Here is a 15,076-nt window from a genome sequence, read left to right as displayed (position 1 = left end):
CGCCTAGGCTGGCCGCCCGTGGAACCGCAGCCCGAGCCCAGCCAGAACGCGCCGAGCGCCGCCCCCGCCGCCGCACCGGTCCCCGCGGACGCGGACACGGAGACGGACGCGGCGCAGCCGGCCGCCGTCGCCGACCGCGTGCCGGGCGCCTTCGCCGTCGGCGACCGGGTGCAGCTCACCGACCCCAAGGGCCGGCTGCACACCGTCGTCCTCGAGCCCGGCAAGCAGTTCCACACCCACCGCGGCGCCATCGCCCACGACGACCTCATCGGCGCGCCGGAGGGCTCGGTCGTGCACTCCACCGCCAACACCGGCTACCTGGCGTTCCGGCCCCTGCTGGCCGACTTCGTGCTGTCCATGCCGCGCGGCGCCCAGGTCATCTACCCCAAGGACGCCGCGCAGATCGTCGGCAGCGGCGACATCGGGCCCGGCATGCGGGTCCTCGAGGCCGGCGCCGGCTCCGGCGCGCTCACCTGCTCGCTGCTGCGCGCCGTCGGGGCGTCGGGCCGGGTCACCAGCTACGAGCGGCGCGAGGACTTCGCCGACGTCGCCCGCGGCAACGTGGCCGCCTTCTTCGGCGGGGTGCCGGACACCTGGGACCTGCGCCTGGGCGACCTCGCCGACCACCCCGCGGACGAGGTCGTCGACCGGGTGGTCCTGGACATGCTCGAGCCGTGGGCGGTGCTGCCCACCGTGGCCGCGGCGCTGCGGCCCGGCGGCGTGCTCGTCGGCTACGTCGCGACGGTCACCCAGCTGTCCACCTACGTCGAGGCGCTGCGCGCGCAGGGCGTGTGGACCGAGCCCTACGCCTGGGAGTCGCTGGTCCGCCCGTGGCACGCCGTCGGCCTCGCCGTCCGCCCCGAGCACCGCATGGTCGCGCACACCGCGTTCCTCGTGACCGCCCGCCGGCTGGCCGAGGGCGTCGTCGCGCCGGTCCGCCAGCGGCGTCCCCAGAAGTAGCCCCGCAGGGGGGAGTCGGCCTCCGGCGAGCGCCGGGCACGGTGTCGGCAGGCGTGTATAGATTTGCCTCCTGGCTCCCCCCGATGTGCGGAGGTGCGCGATGGGCCCCGGTCCTGTCAGCGGTCCCGACGAGTTCCGAGCGCGGCGCGAACGTGACGTCTCCGCCCTGCTCTCCCAGATCTCCTACCTCGAGGAGGAGATCGCTCTCCTGCGCCGCAAGGTGGCCGACAGCCCCCGGCAGGTGCGGGCGCTCGAGGAGCGGATCGCCGAGGCGGAGGGCCGCGCGGCCTTCCTCTCCGAGCGCAACGACAAGCTCGCCGGCACCCTGCGCGACGCCCGCGAGCAGCTGCTCACGCTCAAGGAGGAGATCGACCGGCTCGGCCAGCCGCCGTCGGGCTACGGGGTCTACCTCGGGCAGCACGACGACGGCACGGTCGACGTCTTCACCGGCGGCCGCAAGCTGCGCGTCTCGGTGTCCCCGGCCGTCGAGGCCGAGGAGCTGCGGCCCGGCCAGGAGGTCATGCTCAACGAGGCGATGAACGTCGTCGAGGCGCTCGGCTTCGAGAAGCAGGGCGACGTCGTCATGCTCAAGGAGCTGCTGGAGCCGATCGACGGCGTCACGCCGCGGGCCCTGGTCATCGGCCACACCGACGAGGAGCGGGTGGTCTACCTGGCCGACTCGCTCACCGACCAGCCGCTGCGGGTCGGCGACTCGCTGCTGCTGGAGGCCCGGTCGGGCTACGTGTACGAGCGGATCCCCAAGAGCGAGGTCGAGGAGCTCGTCCTCGAGGAGGTCCCCGACATCGACTACTCCGACATCGGCGGCCTGGCCCGGCAGATCGAGCAGATCCGCGACGCCGTCGAGCTGCCGTTCCTGCACGCGGACCTGTTCCGCGAGTACCAGCTGCGCCCGCCGAAGGGCATCCTGCTCTACGGCCCGCCCGGCTGCGGCAAGACGCTCATCGCCAAGGCGGTGGCGAACTCGCTGGCCAAGAAGGTCTCCGCGGTGAAGGGCGAGGGGCAGGCCAAGTCCTACTTCCTCAACATCAAGGGCCCGGAACTGCTCAACAAGTACGTCGGCGAGACCGAGCGGCACATCCGGCTGGTGTTCCAGCGGGCCCGGGAGAAGGCCAGCGAGGGCACCCCGGTCATCGTGTTCTTCGACGAGATGGACTCGATCTTCCGCACCCGCGGGTCGGGCGTGTCCTCCGACGTCGAGTCGACGATCGTCCCGCAGTTGCTCAGCGAGATCGACGGCGTCGAGGGCCTAGAGAACGTCATCGTCATCGGCGCCTCCAACCGCGAGGACATGATCGACCCGGCGATCCTGCGGCCCGGCCGGCTGGACGTGAAGATCAAGATCGAGCGGCCCGACGCCGAGGCGGCGCGCGACATCTTCAGCAAGTACCTGAAGACGGACCTGCCGATCCACGCCGACGACCTCGCCGAGAACGGCGGCAGCCGCGAGGCCACCATCCAGGCGATGATCCAGCGCACTGTCGAGCGGATGTACACCGAGAGCGAGGAGAACCGCTTCCTCGAGGTCACCTACGCCAACGGTGACAAGGAGGTCCTGTACTTCAAGGACTTCAACTCCGGCGCCATGCTGCAGAACATCGTCGACCGGGCCAAGAAGATGGCCATCAAGGAGAACCTGGAGACGGGGACGGCGGGCCTGCGGGTCGGCCACCTGATGCAGGCCTGCGTCGACGAGTTCAAGGAGAACGAGGACCTGCCCAACACCACCAACCCCGACGACTGGGCGCGGATCTCGGGCAAGAAGGGCGAGCGGATCGTCTACATCCGCACGCTCATCAGCGGCAAGGGCAACGACTCCGGCCGCGCGATCGACACCGCCACCAACACCGGCCAGTACCTCTAGGCCGGCCCGGCCCCGGGGGGGGGGGGGGGGGGCGGGGGGGGGGGGGGGGGGGGGGGGGGGGGGGGGGCGCCGGTGGGGGGGGCGGGGGGGGGGGGGGGGGGGGGGGGGGGGGGGGGGGGGGGGGGCCCCCCCCCCCCGGCGCGATCAGCCCAGCCGGCCGGCCAGCGCGCGCAGGTGCGCCCCGCCGGCGGCCTCGTACGCGGCACCCGGCACCGTGCGCACCGGATAGGGCCGGTCCAGCGGCGGCCGCGGGCCGACGTCGACGTGGACGACGTCGTACCCCAGGCCGTGCAGGTGGTCGGCCATCGCGTAGTCGGTCGCCGAGTCCCCGACGGTGTGCCAGGCCCGGGGGAGCGGCCCGTCGGCCCCCAGCAGCTCCAGCGCGCGGCGGGCCCCCAGCGCCTTGCCCGAGCGCACCGACTCGACGTCGGTCGCGATCACCGACGGGTCGATCCGCCACGGCGTCCGGCCGTCGGCATCGGGGTGGGCGCGGTCGCCCAGCCGCACGCCGAGCCCCGCGGTCACCAGGCCGGCGAGCAGGTCGGCGTCGAAGGCCCGCTGCCGCTCGGCGTAGAGGGCGGCCGGGACGTCGGTGCGCGCCTCCACCGTGGCCATCGTCCGCTTGGTGTCGTCGAGGAACATCGCGTCGCCGTAGCCGTCGCCCACCAGGTCGGCGAGCAGGGCGCGGCACACGGCGGGAACGGCGAGGGCGGGGTCGACGTGCACCTCACCCGCGCCGTCCGGGCCGGCCGACGTCCAGACGCCGCCCTTCTCGCAGACCGCGTGCAGCCGGGCCCCACCGGGCAGGCCGGCCGCGGCCAGCGGCGCCAGGACGCGCTCGCCGACGAACTCCGCCGACCGGCCGGTGTTGAGCACCACGGGGACGCCCGCGGCCAGCAGGGTCCGCAGGTCCGCCAGCAGCGCCGGGGCGACCGTGCGGGTCACGGGGCTCGCGACCGGGCCGTCGACGTCGAGCAGCAGGCCCAGGGGTGGCGGGGTCACCCGGTCATCCTCGCGGCCGGCGACCGCGGCCTAGGCTCGGGGCATGAGCGTGCGGCGGGTCATGGGCACCGAGGTCGAGTACGGCATCTCGGTGCCCGGGCAGCCCACCGCCAACCCGACCACCCTGTCCAGCCAGGTCGTCAACGCCTGGGCCGTCGCCGACGCCCCGACCCGCCGCCGGCCGCGCTGGGACTTCGAGGAGGAGTCGCCGCTGCGCGACGCCCGCGGCTTCGACCTCTCCCCGGCGCAGGCGCTGGACCACACCGACCTCGACGAGGACTCGGGGATGGCCAACGTCATCCTCACCAACGGCGCCCGGCTCTACGTCGACCACGCGCACCCGGAGTACTCCACGCCGGAGGTCACCAACCCGCGCGACGTCGTCCTCTGGGACAAGGCGGGGGAGCGGGTCATGGCCGAGGCGGCCCGCCGGGCCGCCCGCATCCCCGGCACCCAGCCGATCCAGCTGTACAAGAACAACACCGACGGCAAGGGCGCCAGCTACGGCGCGCACGAGAACTACCTGATGGACCGGCGGACGCCGTTCATCGACATCATCCGCGGGCTGATCCCCTTCTTCGTGACCCGGCAGGTGTTCGCCGGCGCCGGCCGCGTCGGCATCGGGACCGAGGGCCGCACCCAGGGCTTCCAGATCTCCTCCCGGGCGGACTTCTTCGAGGTCGAGGTGGGCCTGGAGACGACGCTCAAGCGGCCGATCATCAACACCCGCGACGAGCCGCACGCCAACCCCGACGAGTACCGCCGGCTGCACGTGATCATCGGCGACGCCAACCTCGCCGAGCTGTCGACCTACCTCAAGGTCGGGACGACGTCGCTGGTGCTGGCGATGATCGAGGCGCGGGCGCTGCGCGAGGACCTCTCGCTGGAGGAGCCGGTCGCCACGCTGCAGGCGGTCAGCCACGACCCGTCGCTGGCCACCCAGGTGCGGCTGCGCGACGGGCGGCGGATGACCGCGCTGGACCTGCAGCGCGTCTACCTCGACCACGCCGAGCGCTTCGTCGACCGGAACGGGGAGGCCGACGAGCAGACCACCGACGTGCTGCGCCGCTGGGCGGAGGTCCTCGACGACCTCGCCACCGACCCGATGCGCCTGGCCGACCGGCTGGACTGGCCGGCCAAGCTGCGGCTGCTGGAGGGCTACCGGTCCCGCGACGGGCTGTCCTGGGGTGACTCGCGGCTGCAGCTGGTGGACCTGCAGTACTCCGACGTCCGCCCGGAGAAGGGGCTCTACCACCGGCTGGTGGCCCGCGGCTCGATGCAGCGGCTGCTCACCGACGACGAGGTGACCCGGGCGATGGTCACCCCGCCGGCCGACACCCGCGCCTTCTTCCGCGGCGAGTGCCTGCGGCGGTTCCCCGCCCAGGTGGCCGCGGCGTCGTGGGACTCGGTGGTGTTCGACCTCGGCCGGGAGAACCTGGTGCGCATCCCGACGATGGAGCCGCTGCGCGGCACCCGCGACCACGTGGGCCTGCTGTTCGAGTCCACGGCGAGCGCCCAGGAGCTGGTCGACACCATCACCGGCGCCTAGTGGCCTCCCCGGTCGAGGTCGCGCGGGCGCTGGCCGGGGACCTGCTCGCGCCCGCGGCCGCCGCCGTCGACGCCACCGGCGTGCTGCCGCGCGGTCACCTCGACGCGCTCGCCGCGGCCGGGCTGTACGGCCTGGTCGGGCCCGCGGACGCCGGCGGCCTGGACGGCGACGGCGCGACGCTGGCGGCCGTGGTCGAGGAGCTCGCGGCCGGCGACCTCGCGACCGCGTTCGTCTGGCTGCAGCACCACGGCGTCGTCGGCCGGCTGGCCGCCTCCGGGGCGCACCCGGAGCTGCTGGCCGACCTGTGCGCCGGGCGCCGGCGGGCCGGGATCGCGCTGCAGGCCGCGACCCGCCCGGACGCGGCGCCCGTGACGCTGTCCCGGGACGGCGGCGACCTCGTGCTCGACGGCGCGGTGCCGTGGGTGACCGGCTGGAACCTGGTCGACGTGCTGCTGGTGGCCGCCCGCGACGGCGACGACGTCGCGTTCGCGCTGGCCGACGCGGTGGAGGGGCCGACGCTGGCGGCGGTGCCGCAGCGGCTGGTCGCGGTGCAGGCCAGCGCCACGGTGGAGCTGCACCTGCGCGGCCACCGGCTGCCCGCCGCCCGGCTGCTGGGCGCGACCCCGCAGGCCGAGGTCCGCGCGGGCGACGCGGCCGGGCTGCGGCTCAACGGCTCGCTGGCGCTGGGGCTGGTCCTCCGGTGCGCCCGGCTGCTCGGTCCCTCACCCCTGGACGACGACCTGGCCGACGCGCGCGCCCGGCTCGACGCGGCCGGGCCGGGGGAACTGCCGGAGGCGCGGGCCGCCGCCGCGGCCCTGGCGCACCGGGCGGCCGGGGCCCTGGTGGTGGCGACGGGCAGCGGCGCCGCGCGCGCCGGCGCGGTCGCCGAGCGGACGGCGCGCGAGGCAGTGTTCCTGCTCGTGTTCGGCTCGCGCCCGGCGATCCGCGCGTCGCTGCTGGCGCGGCTGGGCGCGGCCCGCTGAGGCCGCCGGGTGTCGGTACCTGCGGGTAGTTTCGGCGGCAGCACGCACTCGGCGCGCACCAGGGGAGGGCACATGGCCACCAGGGACACCGGCGGGCAGCAGCGGACCACGCGCACGCGCGAGGAGACCGACGAGGTCGAGGCCTCGGTCGACACCGAGGTCGCCGAGCGGCACAAGGAGATGTCCGAGGACGTCGACGCCATCCTCGACGAGATCGACGACGTGCTCGAGGAGAACGCAGAGGAATTTGTGCGCAGTTATGTGCAAAAGGGGGGCCAATAGACCATTCTCCCGACAGCACTTCTCGTGCAGTAAACAATACCAAGTATTGTCGGGATTGTGGTGAGGAGCGGCCGGTCGGGGAGTTCTCCTCCGACCGGTCGCGCCCAGACGGTTTGAGCTTCTACTGTCGCGTGCACGCTCGCCGTCGCCTCCTCCGCGCCAAGGACGCGCGCCAGGGACCGCCGAAGAGCAGGCACAGACGCGAGATCGCTGTGCCGGACGGTCACAAGTGGTGTCCTGATTGCGGCTCGGTGAAGCCGATCGACGACTTCGTGCGCAACCGGAGTCAGCCCTCGGGGCGCCAGCCCTACTGCAAGCCCTGCCACAACGCCCGCGGCAGGGCGTCGAAGGAGCAGGTCGGCGGGTCACGGACCTATCACCTCAAGAGGCGCTACGGCATCACGGCCGCCGAGGCCGACGTCATGCTCGTTCAGCAGGACGGCCGGTGCGCGATCTGCCGTCGGGCAGCGGCCCAGCACGTGGACCACGACCACGTGACCGGTGCGGTGCGGGCGCTGCTGTGTTTCAACTGCAACGGAGGGCTGGGCCAGTTCAAGGACGACCCCGAGCTCATGCGTGCCGCCGCTGACTACGTCGCTCATCACCGTGCCCGCCAGAACGGCGGAGCCCCGTCGCCGGCCGGGGAGTGAGCGGCCGGGCGCTCACCCGACCGCGGCGAGGGCAGCGGCCAGGCCGGTGACGAGGCACCCGGTCGCTGTGAGGGCGGTGATCACCGCGTCCACCGGGTCGTGCAGGTCCCCGAGCACCGGTCCGGCCCACGGCGCCCCGGGCAGCGCCGGGACGTCCCACGTCGCGCACAGCACGCGGGGGAGCACCACGGCTCCCTGCTCCTGACGGGCGAGCAGCAGTGCCCGGAGCGGCAGGTGCCGGCGCACCTCCGGCCACGGCACCCGTGGTACCACCCGCGTCGGCGAGGTCACGCGAGCAGGACGCCGGCGGCCACGGCGGCGGCCGAGCCGATCAGGGTCAGCCCGCCGATGGCGCGCTCCACCCCGTCCCGGCGCACGGGCCCGGGCGCGGGGACCTGCGGCGGAGCGGGGAGGTCCCAGGCGTCGCACACCGCCGCCGGCAGCAGCGCGCCCCGCCGGTGCCGGTCGACGAGCAGTCGGCGCGCCTCCGGCAGGCCGTCCAGCCGCGACCAGGGGGCCACCAGGTCGCGCTCGCCGTCGTCCAGCCGGACCGCGACGAGCCCGCCCAGCTCCGGGTCGCTGCCGGCGGACGCCGCGGTCACCCGGGCGAGGTCCACCCCGTGGTCACCGAGCAGGGTCCGCCCGACGAGCACCGTCCCCTCCAGCCGCAGCCGGCCGGCGACGTCCCGCCGAACCCGCGACCGGAGGGACAGGGCGGCGAGCAGCCCGGCCAGGGCCGCCACGGCCGCCGTCCACCCGGCCCGGCCCTCGAGCGCCGCGCGGGACGAGGCCGCGCACAGCCCGCACAGCAGGGCGACCAGCACCCCGGTCGCGGCCAGGGCGGCGCGGCGGCGCGCCGCCGGCACCCGGGGCACGCGCGGGGCCCTCCCCGCCTCCTGCAGGTGCGGTCCGTCGGTCACGCCAGCTCCCCTCCGGTCGATCGAGGCCGGCGCACCGTAGACCCCGCGGTCGCGGCGGACCAGGCCCGCCCGCGTCCCGGGTGGCCCGCCAGTCGCGCCGGTAGGGTCGGCGACGAGCCGCCGCGGCACGTCCGCGGCACGTCGACGGCACGTTGAGGAGCACCCCGGGAGGGGCGCGGGAAGGGGAGACGGGTTGACCCAGTCGCACACCGGCCGGAGCGGCTTCCCGCCCGCCTACCTGGACCGGGTGGGCTCCTCGTTCACCGACTTCCTCGCCCAGGCCGCGCCCGACCTGCTGCCCGGGCGGCGCCCGGTGCCGTCGGTGCACGCCGGCGACCTCACCCCGCACGGCACCACGATCGTCTCGGTCACCTACGACGGCGGCGTGCTCATGGGCGGCGACCGCCGGGCCACCATGGGCAACCTGATCTCCAGCCGCGACATCGAGAAGGTGTACCCGGCCGACTCCTGGTCGGTGATCGGCATCGCGGGCGCCGCGGGCATCGCGATCGAGATGGTCCGGCTCTACCAGGTGGAGCTCGAGCACTACGAGAAGATCGAGGGGCTGACCCTCAGCCTCGACGGCAAGGCCAACCGGCTGGCCCAGATGATCCGCGGCAACCTCGGCGCCGCACTGCAGGGGCTGGCCGTCGTCCCGCTCTTCGCCGGCTTCGACCTCGACGCCGCCCCCGGCACCAGCCCGGGCCGGATCTTCAGCTACGACGTCACCGGCGGGAACTACGAGGAGCGCGGCTACGCCGCCGTCGGCTCCGGCTCGCTGTTCGCCCGGAACTCGCTGAAGAAGACCTGGCGGCCGGGGCTGGGCGGCGACGACGCCACCCGCAGCCTGGTCGAGGCGCTCTACGACGCCGCCGACGACGACTCGGCCACCGGCGGCCCGGACCCGGTCCGACGGCTCTACCCGATCGTGTACCGCGTCGACGCCGAGGGCGCGGTCCGCCTGACCGACGACGAGGTGTCCGCCGTCGCGAAGACCATCGTCGACGAGCGGGCCGCCGCCGAGGGGCAGGGCTGAGCGCCATGACCATGCCGTACTACGCCTCGCCCGAGCAGCTCATGCGCGACCGCTCGGAGTACGCCCGCAAGGGCATCTCCCGCGGCCGCAGCGTCGCCGTCCTCACCTACGCCGACGGCGTGCTGTTCATCGCCGAGAACCCCAGCTCCACGCTGCACAAGGTGGGCGAGATCTACGACCGGATCGGCTTCGCCGCGGTCGGCCGGTACAGCGAGTTCGAGAGCCTGCGGGTGGCCGGGGTGCGCCTGGCCGACGTCCGCGGTTACTCCTACAACCGCCGCGACGTCACCGGCCGGGTCATCGCCAACGCCTACGCGCAGACCCTCGGGGCGATCTTCACCGAGCAGATGAAGCCCTACGAGGTGGAGCTCTGCGTCGCCGAGGTCGGCGAGACCGCCGAGCAGGACCAGCTGTACCGGCTGACCTTCGACGGGTCGGTCGTCGACGAGCCGGACTTCGTGGTCATGGGCGGGCAGGCCGAGGCCGTCACCGCCCGGCTGCGGGAGGACTTCCGCCCCGGCCTGGCGCTGCGGGACGCGCTGATGGTCGGCGTCCGGGCGCTGTCGGCGTCCAGCCCGGCGATGTCGGGCAACGGCGCCGGCGGCCTGCTGCCGGCCGGGCAGCTCGAGGTCGCCGTCCTGGACCGCCGCCGGCCGAAGCGGGCCTTCCGCCGGGTGGTCGGCGCGGCGCTGGGCACCCTGCTCGGCGACCGCAGCGCCGGCGAGGCCGCCCCCGAGGGCGCCACGCACGCGCACGTCCCGAGCGCGGCGATGCCGGGCACCCCGGCCGGTCTCGGCGACCCCTCGGCGCCGGACACCGCCGGCGGCACCGGCGGGTCGGGGGAGGGCAGCGGCCCCCAGCCGGGCCCGGCCGACGGGGTCGGCGGCGGCACCGACGGGGGCAGCTGAGCGGCGCCGTCGAAGGGACGCCCGGGAACCGGCCGGAGTCGCATCCGGCGCCTAGGCTCGGTCCGTGGACCGACGGATCTTCGGGATCGAGACCGAGTACGGCGTCACGTGCACCTTCCGGGGGCAGCGGCGGCTGTCCCCGGACGAGGTGGCCCGCTACCTGTTCCGGCGGGTCGTGTCGTGGGGGCGCAGCTCCAACGTCTTCCTGCGCAACGGCTCGCGGCTGTACCTCGACGTCGGCAGCCACCCCGAGTACGCCACCGCCGAGTGCGACGACCTGACCGAGCTCGTCGTCCACGACAAGGCCGGTGAGCGGATCCTCGAGGGCCTGCTGGTCGACGCCGAGCAGCGGCTGGCCGAGGAGGGCGTCACCGGCGACATCTACCTGTTCAAGAACAACACCGACTCGGCGGGCAACAGCTACGGCTGCCACGAGAACTACCTGGTCGGCCGGCACGGGGAGTTCTCCCGGCTGGCCGACGTGCTCATCCCGTTCCTGGTCAGCCGGCAGCTGATCGTCGGCGCGGGCAAGGTGCTGCAGACCCCGCGCGGGGCGATCTACTGCGTCAGCCAGCGCGCCGAGCACATCTGGGAGGGCGTGTCCTCGGCGACCACCCGCTCCCGGCCGATCATCAACACCCGCGACGAGCCGCACGCCGACGCCGAGCGCTACCGGCGGCTGCACGTGATCGTCGGCGACTCGAACATGAACGAGACGACGACGCTGCTCAAGGTCACCATCACCGACCTGGTGCTGCGGATGATCGAGGCCGGCGTGCCGATCCGGGACATGGCGCTGGAGAACCCGATCCGCGCGATCCGGGAGATCAGCCACGACGTCACCGGCCGCCGCAAGGTGCGCCTGGCCAACGGCCGGGAGATGAGCGCGCTGGAGATCCAGGGCGAGTACCACTCCCGCGCCGCGGAGTTCGTCGACCGGGAGGGCTTCGGCCCGGTGCACCGGCAGATGCTGGAGCTGTGGGGGCGGGTGCTCAAGGCCGTCGACACCGAGGACCTCTCGCTCATCGACCGGGAGATCGACTGGGCCACGAAGCTGTCGCTGATCGAGCGGTACCGGGGCAAGCGGGGCCTGTCGCTGTCCTCCCCGCGGGTGGCGCAGATGGACCTGGCCTACCACGACATCTCCCGCCGGCGCGGGCTGTACTACCTGCTCGAGCGCAACGGCCAGGTGGAGCGGGTGGCGCACGAGCCGCGGGTGTTCGAGGCGAAGAACGTGCCGCCGCAGACCACCCGGGCCAAGCTGCGCGGGGAGTTCATCCGCAAGGCCCAGGAGAAGCGGCGGGACTTCACCGTCGACTGGGTGCACCTCAAGCTCAACGACCAGGCCCAGCGCACCGTGCTGTGCAAGGACCCGTTCAAGAGCGTCGACGAGCGCGTGGAGAAGCTCATCGCCTCCATGTAGGCCGCCCGTCCCCGCGGGCGGGCACGGTGCCCGTCCGCGGGGACGCGCGCGGGTCGGCCGGGCAGGGTCAGTCGGGCAGGGGCACCCGGACGGCGGCGTAGCGGCCGGCGGCCGCGGCGGCGAGGAAGTAGGCGCGCTCCTCGGGCCAGCCGCGGCCCATCGTCGACAGCGTCACCGGCGACAGCTGCAGCGCCTCGTCCAGCCCCTCGACGTCGACCCACACCACCCGGTTGCGCTCCGGCTGCCCGGCCAGGTCCTCCTCCACCTGCCGGCCGAGCTCCGAGCCCAGCCCGCGCGGGGCCACCAGCGTCACCCCGGCCAGGGCCACCCGCCCGAACGCGGTCAGCGAGTGGTGGGAGACGCCGCGGTGGCGGTGGCGCGGGTCGGCGTCGGAGATCCGCAGCGCGCCGATCGGCTCGCCGCCGAGCACGCTGACGGCGTTGCACGCCTCCCCGGCCGCGACCCCGGAGAAGCCCCACGGGGTGCCGGTGCCCAGGTTGCCCGGCCCCTGGGTGACCACGGCGACGTCGGCGCCGAGCACGTGCCTGGCGGCGAGCAGCCCGGTGTGCAGGGTGACCGCCTCCAGGTCGCCGCCGAAGGCCTGCCCGACGGTGACCACCCCGGCCAGCGACGGCGCCAGGGTGTGCAGCGTCCGGGAGAACCCGGCCACCAGCGCGCCGCCGTCGGTCATCACGTAGGCGACCTTCAGGTCGGGGTCGGTGGCGAACAGGCCGATGAGCACGGCCGGCAGCGCCGAGTGCAGGTCGGCGACGACGACCGGCATCCCGCCCAGGTCCTCGGCCGCGGCGATGGTGTCGTGGTGCTCGGTGTCCTGCTCGTCGACGCCCTGCACGCTCACCTGCAGCGGCGTGTAGCGGGCCTTGACGAGGTGACCGGGGCCGGTGGGGTCCGGCGGCAGCCGGTCGGGCACGGCGACGACGAGTGCGTACCCGCCGGTGCCCAGCCGCTGCGCCCACGCGGTGGTGTTGAGCAGCACCTCGTCGCCGACCTCGGGCACCCCCACCAGCGACGGGTGCGCCAGCGAGCGCACCGCGCCGTCGCCGGGCACCTCGACGGTGAGCTCCAGCGCGTCGCGCCAGCTCCTCCCGGTCGCGGTCACCGTGCCGCGTCGCCAGCGGATCCGTTGCGCAGTCGTCCGTTCCCCCACGGGGCGAGGCTAGCCAGGGGGCGGCCCGCGCGCGGCCGGGACGGTGGGGGAGCGCGGGTCTGACTAGCCTGGGGCGCGTGTCGGCGAAGCGGGCGGAGCGGCTGGTCAACCTGGTCATCGCGCTGCTGGGCACCCGCCAGTACGTGACGGCGGCGCGGATCCGGGCGACCGTCCCCGGCTACGAGCCCGACGACGGCACCGCGCGCGCCGACGAGGCGTTCAAGCGGATGTTCGAGCGGGACAAGGCCGACCTGCGCGAGATGGGCATCCCGCTGGAGACCGGCCGCACCAGCGTCTTCGACACCGAGGACGGCTACCGCATCGCCCGCGCCGACTACGAGCTGCCCGAGATCACCCTCACCGGCGAGGAGGCCGCGGCCGTCGGCCTGGCGCTGCGGCTGTGGGAGTCCGCCCAGCTGGCCGGGGCCGCGCACAGCGCGCTGGTGAAGCTGCGCGCCGCCGGGGTCGACGTCGACCCGACCCGGCTGCCGATCCAGCCGCGGCTGGACTCCGACGAGCCGGCGTTCGAGCCCTGCTACGCCGCCGCCCGCGACCGCCGGGTGCTGACCTTCGACTACCGCCGTCCCGACGAGGACGCCCCGGCCCGCCGGCACGTGCAGCCCTGGGGCGTGGTCGCCTGGCACGGCCGCTGGTACCTGGTGGGGCTGGACCTGGACCGGCAGGCGCCGCGGGTGTTCCGGCTGTCCCGGGTGGCCGGCACCCCGAGGGCGACCGGGCCGGAGAACGCGTTCGAGCCGCCGCCGGACCTCGACCTCGCCGGGATCGTCGCCGGCCAGTTCGGCGGCCGGGGCGAGGAGCAGCTGGTCGTGGTGCGCGCCCGCCCGGGCACCGCGGTCGGGCTGCGCCGCTGGGCCACCCCGCTGGGCGCCGGCCCGGACGGGGAGGACCGGCTGCAGCTGCGCACCACCGAGCCGGGGCGGCTGGCCGACCAGCTGGCCGCCTACGGGCCCGACGTCGTCGTGGAGTCCCCGGCGGCGGTCCGCGACGCGGTGGTCGAGCGGCTGACCCGCCTGGCCGCGATGGGGGAGCGATGACGAGCCCGGCCACCAACGAGCGGATGACGCGGCTGCTCTCGCTCGTCCCCTACCTCACCGCCCGGCCCGAGGGCGTGCCGCTGGCCGAGGTGGCCCGCGACTTCGGCGTGCCCGAGCGGCAGCTGCGCCGCGACCTCGAGCTGCTGTGGATGTGCGGCCTGCCCGGCTACGGCCCGGGCGACCTCATCGACCTGTCCTTCGAGGGCGACCGGGTGCGGGTCACCTTCACCGCCGGGATGGTCCGCCCGCTGCGGCTGACCACCGACGAGGCGGTCGCGCTGGTCGTGGCGCTGCGCACGCTGCTGGACCTGCCCGGGCTGGCCGAGCAGGAGGCGGTGAGCCGGGCGCTGGCCAAGGTGTCGGCCGCCGCCGGGCACGCCGCCGAGCGGGTCACCCCGGTGGCGCTCAGCGTCGACGCCCGCGAGCAGGCGCTCACCGTCGTCCGGCAGGGGCTCGAGCGCGGCCGGGCGCTGCACCTGCACTACTACGTGCCCACCCGGGACGAGCGCACCGAGCGGACCGTCGACCCGATGCGGCTGCTGCTGGTCGACGGCCGCTGGTACCTGGAGGCGTGGTCGCGGGAGGTGGCCGGGGTCCGGCTGTTCCGGCTGGACCGCATCGACGACGTCGAGGTGCTCGAGGAGCCGGCCGCCCCGCCGCCGCAGGCCGCGCCGCGGGACGTGGAGTCCGGCCTGTACCAGCCGGCGCCCGGCGCGCCGGTGGTGCGGCTGCGGCTGGCCCGCACCGCCCGCTGGGTGGCCGAGTACTACCCGGTGGAGGACGTCCGCGAGGTCGAGGACCCGCCGGGCGGGCTGGCGGTCGCGCTGCGCACCCACGACCTGGCCTGGGCGCGGCGGCTGGTCGCCTCCCTGGGCGGCGCGGCCACCGTCGACGAGCCGGCCGAGCTCGCCGCGGCGGTCGCCGCCGACGCGCGCGCCGCCCTCGCCCGGTACGGCGCCTGACCGCGGGCGCCTAGGCTCGCGGCGTGCTGCTCGTCGTGTGGATCGCCGCCGTCGTCGTGTCGCTGGTCGTCCTCGGCGCGATCGGGTACGGCCTGCTCGGGGCGTTCCAGCGGCTGCGCCGGGAGCTGGAGGCCGCCGAGCGGGAGGTGCGGCCGGTGCTGGAGCAGGCCGCGGCCACCGCCGCCCGCGCCGCCGCGCTGCAGGCCGGTGAACGGCCCGCGGACGGCCGCTGAACCGACGGCGACCGTCCGCCGGGCACCCCGGGGACGAACGCCTCCCGGCGTAGCATCGGCTCC

Annotated in this window: 16 protein-coding genes; 12 read left to right on the top strand and 4 right to left on the bottom strand. The window is 75.1% G+C overall.

The genetic code is table 11. The features are described 5' to 3' along the window. Positions 1-18 precede the first annotated feature (18 nt). Both ACI79B_RS19635 and arc read left to right on the top strand, forming a co-directional pair. Complete coding sequence (locus ACI79B_RS19635) at positions 19-960, top strand: tRNA (adenine-N1)-methyltransferase (protein WP_456930481.1); 942 nt, start codon at positions 19-21, stop codon at positions 958-960. 100 nt (positions 961-1,060) lie between these two features. Further along, positions 1,061-2,842, top strand: coding sequence for a proteasome ATPase (gene arc, locus ACI79B_RS19630; protein WP_456930480.1), 1,782 nt, complete (start codon positions 1,061-1,063; stop codon positions 2,840-2,842). A 144-nt stretch (positions 2,843-2,986) separates the two neighbouring features. On the opposite strand, the gene ACI79B_RS19625 is transcribed toward arc, so the two are convergent. Continuing rightward, positions 2,987-3,844: a hypothetical protein gene (locus ACI79B_RS19625; protein ID WP_456929681.1), complete on the bottom strand. Its 858-nt coding sequence runs from the start codon at positions 3,842-3,844 to the stop codon at positions 2,987-2,989. A 43-nt stretch (positions 3,845-3,887) separates the two neighbouring features. Between ACI79B_RS19625 and dop the strand changes: the two genes are divergently transcribed. From dop to ACI79B_RS19605, 4 genes are all read left to right on the top strand, one after another. Then, positions 3,888-5,393: a depupylase/deamidase Dop gene (gene dop / locus ACI79B_RS19620; protein WP_456929680.1), complete on the top strand. Its 1,506-nt coding sequence runs from the start codon at positions 3,888-3,890 to the stop codon at positions 5,391-5,393. Further along, entirely contained in the window at positions 5,393-6,376 is a 984-nt protein-coding gene (locus ACI79B_RS19615; protein ID WP_456929679.1) for an acyl-CoA dehydrogenase family protein, read from the top strand. Before dop ends, ACI79B_RS19615 begins: the two co-directional genes overlap by 1 nt. Positions 6,377-6,448: 72 nt before the next feature. Next, on the top strand, positions 6,449-6,658 hold the full coding sequence (locus ACI79B_RS19610; RefSeq protein WP_456929678.1) for a ubiquitin-like protein Pup: 210 nt from the start codon (positions 6,449-6,451) through the stop codon (positions 6,656-6,658). A 251-nt stretch (positions 6,659-6,909) separates the two neighbouring features. Next, positions 6,910-7,308 carry an endonuclease VII domain-containing protein gene (locus ACI79B_RS19605; protein ID WP_456929677.1) on the top strand — a complete coding sequence of 133 codons (399 nt, stop codon included), beginning with the start codon at positions 6,910-6,912 and terminating at the stop codon, positions 7,306-7,308. A 12-nt stretch (positions 7,309-7,320) separates the two neighbouring features. Here ACI79B_RS19605 and ACI79B_RS19600 read toward each other — a convergent pair whose 3' ends face one another. Next, a complete protein-coding gene (locus ACI79B_RS19600; RefSeq protein ID WP_456929676.1) occupies positions 7,321-7,599 on the bottom strand; it encodes a hypothetical protein in 279 nt (92 codons plus the stop codon). Continuing rightward, positions 7,596-8,228, bottom strand: coding sequence for a hypothetical protein (locus ACI79B_RS19595; RefSeq protein WP_456929675.1), 633 nt, complete (start codon positions 8,226-8,228; stop codon positions 7,596-7,598). The genes ACI79B_RS19600 and ACI79B_RS19595 overlap by 4 nt, the downstream gene beginning before the upstream one ends. A gap of 193 nt (positions 8,229-8,421) precedes the next feature. Here ACI79B_RS19595 and prcB point away from each other — a divergent pair, with 193 nt between their 5' ends. The 3 genes from prcB to pafA all read left to right on the top strand — a co-directional run bounded on the left by prcB (position 8,422) and on the right by pafA (position 11,595). After that, the gene (gene prcB, locus ACI79B_RS19590; RefSeq protein ID WP_456929674.1) at positions 8,422-9,264 is read left to right on the top strand and encodes a proteasome subunit beta; all 843 of its coding nucleotides are present in this window, start codon (positions 8,422-8,424) and stop codon (positions 9,262-9,264) included. Between the two features lie 5 nt (positions 9,265-9,269). Beyond that, complete coding sequence (prcA, locus tag ACI79B_RS19585; RefSeq protein ID WP_456929673.1) at positions 9,270-10,172, top strand: proteasome subunit alpha; 903 nt, start codon at positions 9,270-9,272, stop codon at positions 10,170-10,172. Positions 10,173-10,236: 64 nt separating this feature from the next. Continuing rightward, positions 10,237-11,595 (top strand): Pup--protein ligase, encoded by a 1,359-nt coding sequence (gene pafA / locus ACI79B_RS19580; RefSeq protein ID WP_456929672.1) that lies wholly within the window; start codon positions 10,237-10,239, stop codon positions 11,593-11,595. 67 nt (positions 11,596-11,662) lie between these two features. Here the strand turns inward: pafA and ACI79B_RS19575 are convergent, their stop codons facing one another. After that, the gene (locus ACI79B_RS19575; protein WP_456929671.1) at positions 11,663-12,715 is read right to left on the bottom strand and encodes a DUF3866 family protein; all 1,053 of its coding nucleotides are present in this window, start codon (positions 12,713-12,715) and stop codon (positions 11,663-11,665) included. A 125-nt stretch (positions 12,716-12,840) separates the two neighbouring features. Between ACI79B_RS19575 and ACI79B_RS19570 the strand changes: the two genes are divergently transcribed. The 3 genes from ACI79B_RS19570 to ACI79B_RS19560 are packed head-to-tail and all read left to right on the top strand — an operon-like array spanning position 12,841 to position 15,013. Then, a complete protein-coding gene (locus ACI79B_RS19570) occupies positions 12,841-13,818 on the top strand; it encodes a helix-turn-helix transcriptional regulator (protein ID WP_456929670.1) in 978 nt (325 codons plus the stop codon). Further along, positions 13,815-14,780: a helix-turn-helix transcriptional regulator gene (locus tag ACI79B_RS19565; protein WP_456929669.1), complete on the top strand. Its 966-nt coding sequence runs from the start codon at positions 13,815-13,817 to the stop codon at positions 14,778-14,780. Before ACI79B_RS19570 ends, ACI79B_RS19565 begins: the two co-directional genes overlap by 4 nt. Positions 14,781-14,803: 23 nt before the next feature. Beyond that, a complete protein-coding gene (locus ACI79B_RS19560) occupies positions 14,804-15,013 on the top strand; it encodes a hypothetical protein (RefSeq protein ID WP_456929668.1) in 210 nt (69 codons plus the stop codon). The last annotated feature ends 63 nt before the right edge of the window (positions 15,014-15,076 follow it).

It is taken from the genome of Geodermatophilus sp. SYSU D00879, from assembly GCF_054050375.1.
This window is presented reverse-complemented; position numbering and strand designations above follow the sequence as displayed.

Bases quoted from the DNA above. Each gene is read 5' to 3' on its own strand.
- arc (WP_456930480.1), top strand. From the start codon at position 1,061: ATGGGCCCCGGTCCTGTCAGCGGTCCCGACGAGTTCCGAGCGCGGCGC.
- dop (WP_456929680.1), top strand. From the start codon at position 3,888: ATGAGCGTGCGGCGGGTCATGGGCACCGAGGTCGAGTACGGCATCTCG.
- ACI79B_RS19610 (WP_456929678.1), top strand. From the start codon at position 6,449: ATGGCCACCAGGGACACCGGCGGGCAGCAGCGGACCACGCGCACGCGC.
- prcA (WP_456929673.1), top strand. From the start codon at position 9,270: ATGACCATGCCGTACTACGCCTCGCCCGAGCAGCTCATGCGCGACCGC.
- ACI79B_RS19565 (WP_456929669.1), top strand. From the start codon at position 13,815: ATGACGAGCCCGGCCACCAACGAGCGGATGACGCGGCTGCTCTCGCTC.